The 9069-nt window shown below is 55.8% G+C and carries 7 protein-coding genes and 2 pseudogenes; 3 read left to right on the forward strand and 6 right to left on the reverse strand.

From position 1 onward, the window contains the following. A partial coding sequence (locus tag QA600_RS22510; protein ID WP_278294176.1) for a protein adenylyltransferase SelO family protein occupies positions 1-832 on the reverse strand: 832 nt, incomplete at its 3' end. Positions 833-1439: 607 nt separating this feature from the next. Between QA600_RS22510 and QA600_RS22515 the strand changes: the two genes are divergently transcribed. Beyond that, the gene (locus QA600_RS22515) at positions 1440-1628 is read left to right on the forward strand and encodes a hypothetical protein (RefSeq protein ID WP_278294177.1); all 189 of its coding nucleotides are present in this window, start codon (positions 1440-1442) and stop codon (positions 1626-1628) included. Positions 1629-1712: 84 nt separating this feature from the next. Here the strand turns inward: QA600_RS22515 and QA600_RS22520 are convergent. The 4 genes and pseudogenes from QA600_RS22520 to QA600_RS22535 all read right to left on the reverse strand — a co-directional run. After that, positions 1713-2015, reverse strand: a pseudogene (locus QA600_RS22520) (electron transfer flavoprotein subunit alpha/FixB family protein); the annotation flags it as partial. Between the two features lie 321 nt (positions 2016-2336). Further along, complete coding sequence (locus tag QA600_RS22525) at positions 2337-3659, reverse strand: aspartate aminotransferase family protein (protein WP_278294178.1); 1323 nt, start codon at positions 3657-3659, stop codon at positions 2337-2339. A 68-nt stretch (positions 3660-3727) separates the two neighbouring features. Then, a pseudogene (locus QA600_RS22530) lies at positions 3728-3862 on the reverse strand (IS6 family transposase); the annotation flags it as partial. A 1380-nt stretch (positions 3863-5242) separates the two neighbouring features. Further along, positions 5243-6553, reverse strand: coding sequence for an aspartate aminotransferase family protein (locus QA600_RS22535; RefSeq protein WP_278294179.1), 1311 nt, complete (start codon positions 6551-6553; stop codon positions 5243-5245). 831 nt (positions 6554-7384) lie between these two features. Between QA600_RS22535 and QA600_RS22540 the strand changes: the two genes are divergently transcribed. Continuing rightward, entirely contained in the window at positions 7385-7687 is a 303-nt protein-coding gene (locus QA600_RS22540) for a hypothetical protein (protein ID WP_092933786.1), read from the forward strand. Further along, positions 7688-8200, forward strand: coding sequence for a hypothetical protein (locus QA600_RS22545; protein ID WP_278294180.1), 513 nt, complete (start codon positions 7688-7690; stop codon positions 8198-8200). It abuts the gene before it with no gap. A 623-nt stretch (positions 8201-8823) separates the two neighbouring features. Here the strand turns inward: QA600_RS22545 and QA600_RS22550 are convergent. After that, a partial coding sequence (locus QA600_RS22550; RefSeq protein WP_278294181.1) for a transcriptional regulator occupies positions 8824-9069 on the reverse strand: 246 nt, incomplete at its 5' end.

Raw genomic sequence — 9069 nt, forward strand, 5'->3', positions numbered from 1 at the left:
TTCCGAATGCATATCGGCCGTGCTTATCGATTGAACTGAAAACCGTCTCCTCATCATAGTAATTCATGAAGGCACAAGGTCCGTAATCAAATGTTTCTCCATCGATACTCATGTTGTCGGTATTCATGACGCCATGGATGAATCCGACACGCAGCCAGTCAACAACCATCTCAATTGACGACTGCATGACTGCATCGAAGAACTCCAGGTATGTGCGATCCTTTGCATTTAGCTGCGGGTAATGCCTGTCGATAACGTAGTCAGTGAATCGCTGTAGTTCGCCGGATGCTTGGCCTGCAAGATACTGGAAGGTTCCGTATCGAATGTGGCTGTTCATCACTCGGACAAGGAGGGCTCCAGGCTCTGTTCGTCGTCGTTCGACTGTGTCGTCAGTTTCGACGACTGCCAGAGCTCTCGATGTTTTGATATTCAGATTCTGCATCGCATATGAGTACAGATACTCTCTGAGCATCGAGCTGACAGTTGCGTTGCCATCGCCTCTCCTGGAGTACGGCGTTCGACCAGACCCTTTCAGCTGAATATCGTATCTATTACCATCGTGGACATGTTCGCCGAGTATCATCGCTCTCCCATCGCCCAGGATGGTAAAACTTCCATACTGGTGGCCTGCATATGCCTGGGCGATTGGTTCTTCTAGGAGGTCCTGGCCTGTTAGAATTTCAGCATTGAGCTCCGCTGTATCCAATCCAAGATCAGCACATAGTCCGTCATTAAGAAATAAAATTTCGGAATTATCGATACTTTTGGGTGTCACCCTTGAATAAAGGTCTGAGTCTACAGTTTTGTAAGTGGTATCAAATGAAAAGGGCATTTAGTTTCATATGGTATTATCTCGCTTGCTTTATTAACCTTGCCTTTGGAAATGTTAAACCGATCAATTAGAGAGGTTCAGATGGGCGTGTGCTGCTTGCACGTTCTATATTGGACAGGCTTCCCTTGACAGCTATCGGAACACTCGATTGCTGTTCCGTTACCTGTTCGACCTGTATAGAGCAGATTGGTCTCGATCACAAGGTGCTTCCGTAACCAACAGTGGGCACAGTAGAGGGGTTCCCGTTGGTTAACCGCACACCCAGTAGTAGATCAGAGAGGGAACGAGGCTCAGTTGCTACGGAGTTGTGTGAGAAGGGGGCTGCTGCTCGAGTGATAACCCCATCTGGCTGTCCTGGCTGCTTTCGGTAAGTTCTATCGCTGTGAGTACAGCGGCTAGACATATCGATAAGCCGACTATCGGATGCTGAGAAACTGATTCGTATGGTGGCTGGGTCTACCTCTCGTCGGATGGCAGCACGATTGTCACGTCAGAAGGGGATGGAACCTTCCACGCTGTTGACACTGAAACCGACGATGAACAATGGACAGCATCAGTTGGGTTCTGGAGTGCTGAGGATGTAAGCGTCAGTGACAACGGAGACCGTGTGCTCGTTGCAGATCGAGGCAACGGCGAGATAGCCGCTGTCGGCAGTGGTGACCTCATCTGGAAGAATTCATACGATGTTGGCCCTGCTGTTGGAGCGATCTCTGGAGACGGTTCGACTTGGAGTATCAGCGTCCAAGATAACGATAACCAGTCCGGGGAAGTAGAAATCTACAGAGAAGAGTCGTAGATCATACGCGGCTCGGAAGCCTTCCTGATCTCGAGTTCATAACGGTTCAGCAGCTCTATGGGAAAAGGACTATCTCTACGGCTTAGAGTCGCTGATGCCAATGTCGCCGCCGCCAACCACTTCGAAGCCGGTGGCCGTCGAGCGGATCGCGTCCTCGTCGATCTCGGCGTGGAACTCCTGGATTTCGGCATCGCCGGTGCCCTCAGCGTCGGCCCATTCGGCGCCACGGATCGTCACGACGGCGTTGCCCGTCAGTTCGTTGACCGTCGCGATCTTGCCGCCGTACATCTCGCGGGTCGCGGTCAGCGTCCCGCCGTCGGTCTCGAGGCCGACCGTGTCGGTGACCAGCGGGAGATCGAGCGCGTTGGCGACGGCAGGGGCGACATCTTCAGCAAGCAGACGTTCTAACGATGCTCTCGGAAATTTTCCTCCAAACCGATCCGATGGAGGCAATGAATCCAACCATTATTGGGATTGTTCTAGCATACTCGCTGGAATTGCCGCAATCGGTGTCTGGGTGACCCGGAAAACTAACAGCACGGAGGATTTCCTCGTTACCGGCAAACGCTTCGGGATCTGGGCGGTCGCGTTCGCTGCGTTTGCCTCGATCAAGAGCAGGTTCGGATCTACAACCGCCAGAGACCGCATCAATCGCTCGATGAAAAACGCCGGTCAGTGAGGTTCAAAACTAGACAGTACTAGAGTGTATTACTCGTTAACTCCAAATACCTCAACAATCGATGCTTCAAGTGCGTTAATAGCCTCGTCTATTTCCGAACGAGTGACACACAGTGGCGGCGCCACGATAACTTGGGTGTTAGGCCGGCCGCTGCCAAAGAGCGTACCCCGTTCTTGAGCTTCTGAGCGAACGTCAGCCACGGGATTGCTTGCGTTGCCATCTACCCATGGGTGGACGAATGGTTCGTTCGTTTTTGGGTCGGCGAAGACGACGCTCCATAAGAGCCCGCGTCCGCGTGCGGTATCAATGACGTCAAACCGTTCCTCGAGGTCACGCAACCGAGATTCCAAATATGGGGCGACTTGACACCCCTGTTCGATGAGGCCGTCCCGGTAGACTTCAATGGCGGCCTCGGCTGCGGCACAAGAAACGGGATGTCCGGCGAATGTCTGTCCGAGATCGTACGATCCCGAACGGATCTCCTCTCCAATCCAGGCGTCTGCGATCACACCGGCGAGTGGAGCGTACGCGCCGGTCACGCCCTTAGCAAACGTGATCAGGTCAGGTTGGACATTTTCGGTCTGGATGCCAAACCATTCGCCGCATCGGCCGAAGCCGGTGATCACCTCATCGGAAACCAGCAGTACGTCATACTGGTCGCAGATTTCGCGAAGACGTTCGAAGTACCCTGGCGGCGCAGGATATGCACCACTGGTCCCTCCGATCGGCTCGGTGACGATGGCTGCGACCGAGTCGGGATCCTCGTTCCGGAGGACGAATTCCACGTGGTTCGCTGCCTGTTCCGCGAGCTCTTCGGGTGTCTCGGCATCGAAGGCGTCTGGAAGCGGTGGGAGGAACTTCCCGACTCCAGTCGTCGCTGCGCGCCGCTCAAGCGTTTTTCGCGTTCCTGGATCGCCGGTCAGTCCGCCCGCGCCGTACGTGCCCCCGTGGTATGACTGCCAGCGGGTGAGTACTGTCGGCGCGTCCTGCACCGTTCGTGCGATCTGGATTGCCGTCTCGTTGGCTTCGCTACCAGAGATAGCGAAGTATACGTCAGAGAGTGATCCAGGAGCGATCTCCGCGAGATCGGTTGCAAGCCGAGATCGAGTATCATTGTGTTTGGCCGAAGAGACGTATGGGATGCGCTCTGCCTGTTTCGTGATGGCCGCCGTAATCTGCTCATTGCTGTGGCCGGCGTTGCAGCAGTACAGTTGCGATAGAAAATCGAGATACGCAGTGCCTTCGTCGTCGTAAACCGTCGCGTCGTCGCCCTCGACGATTGCGATCGGTTCGCCGTCGGCGTCGTACCAGTGCTCGATAACGCTCTCGTCTCTCAGTCGCTCATTCGCCATGCTTTTTCATTACGTACTCGGGTTCTTAGCTTCTCGGTTTAAATATACTAAAAGTAAATGAACACTGTCTAGTTCAGTACCTCTTCAGCTGACGTCTTTCTATCGAGTGAGTGATGGCGTCTCTGACGGTTGTAGTAATGAACAAACTATTCAATCCATTCGCGTACGCTTGCCCGGTTGCCCACTCAGGAATTGTGGAAACGGGCTTCACTCGACCTACAAAGTGAGTTACACGCCGATTGAACACGAATGGGGTAGGGGTACCCGGAAACAGGGGGCCCTCTCCTCTGAACCCTGCCTCCGTGACATCTAGGCTGGGTCACCGAGACTGTCAATGGTGGCGCCGTCGAACAACCCTCGATGCACACCAGCCGGCTTCATGTAGATACTTTCAATATTAATATCTATCTATTTACAGCGTGACAATTGTGGCGCTCGAAGTCGGTAGGTCCCTGGAAAGGTGACCCACCGTTTTGGCTGGCCGATGAACTATCCACGGTGTCGGAGGCAGCGGTTGAACGGGCCGAGGTCACAGCGACACGTTGACGCCTCCGACGTTCTCTGATTCTTTGTTAAAACCACTAATAACTTCCCCAACATGAAAGAAAAGAACAAGTCTACAAGAGGATATGAGGACCGAACACAGGTGGGTACAGGAAGCCAGGGGGGAGTCTGGCTTCTTGAGTCGTACGACGGTTGATCGGCGAGGTTGGTGGTAGAGACCAACCCACCGTATCCCTAAACGACTAGGGAGGCCGGTGGTGTGGCACTCGATCGGGAGTGGGGTTAGAGCGAGTAGAGACACACCGACCAATTGGCAGTCTTTAGCACACTAATTGATGATTTTGCACTAACTGTGTGATCTAATATGGCTGAACATGGTGATAGCTACGCTGCCGAAACCGCCAGCTGTCACTGGAGGTTTTTGTCCACTCAATAAATAACTGGAGACAGAATTTTCTATTCGCCTGTTTATTCAGCGTTAGCCTCGAAGGAGATGTCTTGTTTTCCGTCTGGTTCGCTGTTATCTTGCAGAGCGATCTCAATATCCAGGCTAACACTCTCCTCTGGAGGGATATTGCCCGAAAGACCGTCGAAGGTAAAACCTTGCTCCAGCGCGCACTCGCCCCCTGGCTCCAACCGAGTGCGTACTCCCGTCTCCGACACTCGAAGACGCGGGCATCGATGCTGGTACTCGAGAGCTGTCGTGGCGTTCGACCGTCGAAGAGAGCTCCAGCCGGTCGCTCCGTCAGCTGGAATCGATCCCGGACACTGACGGGTCAGGTACCATCGTCACGTCGGCCGCTAGCCTACGTGTACGCGCCGAGTCGGAACGTGAGTCGTCAGAGGCACCTAAGACGCCGGCTCGGCGATCGTCTTTCATACCGTCCAGTGGAGATCGGTACCGATGAGCGCCGGTACCGGAATGGCGCTGGCCGGTAACGCGCTACACTGATCCGGTACCAGACGGACATCGACCGCATCACACCCGACGACGGTCTCTCGCTGATCGAGGTCCTCTGATCCGACGAGACCATCCGTACCGGAGTTCAAACCGAGCCGAATACTGGGCTCGTCGGCTGCTAAACGGCGGTTGTCGAGTCCGCTTCGGGGATGTGATCGATCGCCTCCTCGAACGCGTCGAGGAAGGTATCGGTGTGCTCGTCTTCGATAGCCGTCGAGAGGTTCCCCATTCCACGGGGGGCGAGCAGAATTCCGTCGTTGCGCATCCGGATGAAGAGATCCTCAAGCGGCGGCTCGCCGGCGGTCGAGCTCTCGTAGTCGGTCACCGGCTCGTCCGTGACGTGGATCTGAAACAGCGAGCCGTCACCGGTGATCCGGACCGGGCGGTCGGACTCGTCCCCGATCCCCTGCAGACGCTCACGGAAGCGGTCGCCACGCTCGTTCAGCGCCTCGATCCGATCGGCGTCGTACTGATCCAGCAACGCGGCACCGGCGGCCATCGTCGCCGGGTTGCCGTTGAACGTTCCCGAGTGTTTGAGGCCGCCAGTCTCCGGGTGGAACTGGGACATGACGTCCTCGCGGCCGCCGAAGGCACCGATCGGCAGCCCCCCGCCGATCAGCTTTCCGAGTGCCGTGAGATCCGGTTCGACACCGTAGCGCTCCTGGGCGCCGCCGGGGGCCAGCCGGAACGACATCACCTCGTCGAATAGCAGAAGCGAGTCGGCGGCTGCGGTGAGGTCGCGGGCGGTCTCGAGATACGACTCCTCGGCGGGGATCATACCGCCGACGCCCATAATCGGCTCGAGGATGAAACACGCGTACTCCTCGCCGGCGCGCTCGAAGCGGTTTTTGAGCGCCTCGGTGTCGTTGAAGGGGACGGCGTCAACGCGCTTTTCGACGGAGTCGGGGATGCCCTCGTGTGCGCTCTCATCACCGACCGCTACTTCCACGGTGTCGTGGGTGCCGTGGTAGCCGCCTTCGACTTTGAGTATCCGATCGCGTTCTGTCCAGGCCATCGCCCCCCGGATCGCGTTCATCGTCCCTTCGGTGCCGGAGTTGCCGAATCGGACCTGCTCGACCGAAGAAATCCGGTCGACGAGGCGTTCGGCGAGTTCGACGATGTCCTCGTTCGGCGCCGCGACGTCGTTGCCGTGCTGGAGTCGGTCACACGCCGCTTCGACGGGCGCCTCGGGGGCATGACCCAGCACCGACTGCGTGTAGTTGTTGAGGAAATCGAGCAGCGTCTCACCGTCGGCCGTCGTCACCCTCGCTCCCGACGCTTCGGTGAAAAAAGACGGGTACGGACCGTGGTAGGTGACCGATCGGGTGTCGCCGCCGGGCAGCACCCGCTTAGCTCGCTCCGATAGCTCGGCCGACGCCGGTGTCCGATCTCGGTATCGATCGTACGGATCAACTGAGTCGCCGCTCATAGTAGCACACCATATCCGACACGCATATAAAGACATGCCAATTGTCAGGACAATAGCCGTGACGGCTACGGAAGTGAGCGGCAGCGTGTTATCGGCGATCGCCGATACAGACTGTCGGACAGATCGGTTCGCACACCGAACGGGCCCGAAGGCCCGTCGCCGACGGCGGCGGTCCGTGAGACGCGATTGAAAGTTCACTCACTGTCGTCCGACAGCATCTATTACAGTAGTCGTTGAACGCCATTGCACGCCCGCTCGCGATTCACAGTGATGCCCAAAGCGACCCTCATCCGGATAAACCGTCACTCGACAGGATGAAGTTGCAGATCCGATGTAGGCCGTTGAAATGACTGTGCACCCGGTGCACAGCGTTCTGAGAGGGGTTCAAAATGGCCAGAGAAAAGTTTGGCGTGGCTCTTTCAGCGGAACTCGTTGGCGAAGTTGAAGAACTGGTTAATGAGTGTGACGGTCTCGGAGCCATCCGCTCCGAGATCGGCGGAGCAGTCCTCACAGCGTACTTCAAATCAGACGTAGATCACGTTACTCGCGTTCGAACACGTAGATTTTTGCGCGAGTGGTTCCGCGCGAAGCGCGGAATCCCGACGCGGAAAAGGTACGTGGGCATCTGCACGTACCGATTCAAGCAACTCGAGTCTATACCATATTATTGAAAGGTTACCATTTCACGACTCCATCCCTGGGTGAACTCGCGACCCCGAATCGCATCGTGTATCTGGTGGCCGTCGGGCACGAAATCACAACACAATACCAGCCAGACTCACATTGTACACACGAAAAGGGCTAAATGTGTTGGCTCACAACGTACACATCATGAGTAGCGATAAGAAGCGCGTTCAATTTCGGGCGCCACACCGACTTATCGATCGAACTGATGCACTCGCGGACGTCCTCGGAGAAGACCGGACGGACATCCTCGTGACTGCGCTCCGGGAGTACCTCCAGGAGGCCGCTCACGACGACGCGCTCACCCAAGAGATCGCAGCCGCCTACTACGACGACGAGATTTCTTTCGAGCAGCTCAAAGCACTCGTCGGCGCCGAAGAGGCGGCGAATCTCCGGGTGTTAAAACAGCAGCTGGACGAGGACTTCATCGACGAGGTTGCCGACGCATAGATGTCGCGGCTTGTCGCAGACTCTTCTGGCCTCATTAGTCTCGGAATCGTTGCTGACGACGATCCCGATTCACTCTCAATTTGTCTGACCCAGTACGAGGTTGTGGTTCCAACAGCGGTCATCGGGGAACTCCAAGAGGTCGCCTCATACGATGACGCCCATGGTCGTGGCGCAACCGCTGTGCTTGAGCGAGATGAGATGCTCGAGAGACGGTCAGTCGACCTCGACGCCGAGTTTCCGCTCGATGACGGTGAGAACGCTGCTGTCACCCTCTCGAACGAGCTTGACGCCACACTATTTCTCTGTGATGAATTTAACCAACTCGGCTTGATCCACGCATCGCTCGCCGATACCCGGCTTGTGACGACGCCGACCATGCTCTCGGTCCTTGTCCAAACCGAGCAGCTGTCAGGTGCCGAGGCCCGGCAACTCCTCGACAAAATCAGTGACGCCCGCAGCTGGGACGCGAACAGCTACGTACAGCGGGCTCGCTCGTTGATTAAAGATTCCTGATAATATCTCCCTCGCATCAGCTGGCAGTTGACCCTTTACTCGAGCGCGCTGTTGATCGATGTCCGTCCTAGTGTACTACGGTCAGGAGCACTACCACATTCCTCGTAGACGCGTTCGGGAGATCACAAAGGAAATCTCGTGTTGCCGAGCGAACTCCTCGGAACGATTCTTCCACCTAATCGCTACGGTGATCCCAACGACCTGCTTGGGAGTGCGTTGTTCTGGCCACCGAACTCATCGCGATTACTCGAGCATCCGATGGTCAGCCCATGGATTCGACTAGCAGCTACACTCACGGCAACAGAATCGCTCGAGCAGCAGCCGCTTTCTCACACAACTCCGTAGTATCTTGATCGTCGTTCTATCGAGATCTACTACCGCGTATATTTAACCAACGGAAGTTCCTCTACTGCATCCGTTGTTGGTTAACCAGCCGATCTTGTGATCGGGGCCAATCTGCTATGTAAAGGTCGAGCAGGTAATGGAGCAGCAATCGATACCTCCGATAGCTGCCAAAAAAGACCTGCTGAATATAGAGGATGCAGACAGCAACCCGGATCGGTTTTTCAGACGGTTTGTACTGAATAAGACATCAGTAGGCTCGTAAATTGAACATTAGTGGGTTACGGCCAGTCAAAAGGGAGCTCATCTTGATGCGTATCGATTAACGTGAGAAGCGGCTCAATTTCATCGAAATAAGGGCCTCTGGTAATCGTCTCCGTCTGCGGGTCCCAATTAATGAAGCCTGCGTCTGTAAGCTTTGGCAGATGAACGTGGTGGAGTTCAGTTTCGAATGAATCAGGGTTTTCTCTATCAGCCGCGAATTCTTCGGTTTCGAATTCAGCCTCAGTCCGTGGATTGTGATCAGC

The sequence above is a fragment of the Natronococcus sp. A-GB1 genome (genome assembly GCF_029688845.1).
Taxonomy (GTDB): domain Archaea; phylum Halobacteriota; class Halobacteria; order Halobacteriales; family Natrialbaceae; genus Natronococcus.

Coding starts and splice junctions, on each gene's coding strand:
- QA600_RS22525 (WP_278294178.1), bottom strand. CDS start 3,659: ATGGCGAATGAGCGACTGAGAGACGAGAGCGTTATCGAGCACTGGTAC.
- QA600_RS22545 (WP_278294180.1), top strand. CDS start 7,688: ATGTCGCGGCTTGTCGCAGACTCTTCTGGCCTCATTAGTCTCGGAATC.
- QA600_RS22540 (WP_092933786.1), top strand. CDS start 7,385: ATGAGTAGCGATAAGAAGCGCGTTCAATTTCGGGCGCCACACCGACTT.
- QA600_RS22535 (WP_278294179.1), bottom strand. CDS start 6,553: ATGAGCGGCGACTCAGTTGATCCGTACGATCGATACCGAGATCGGACA.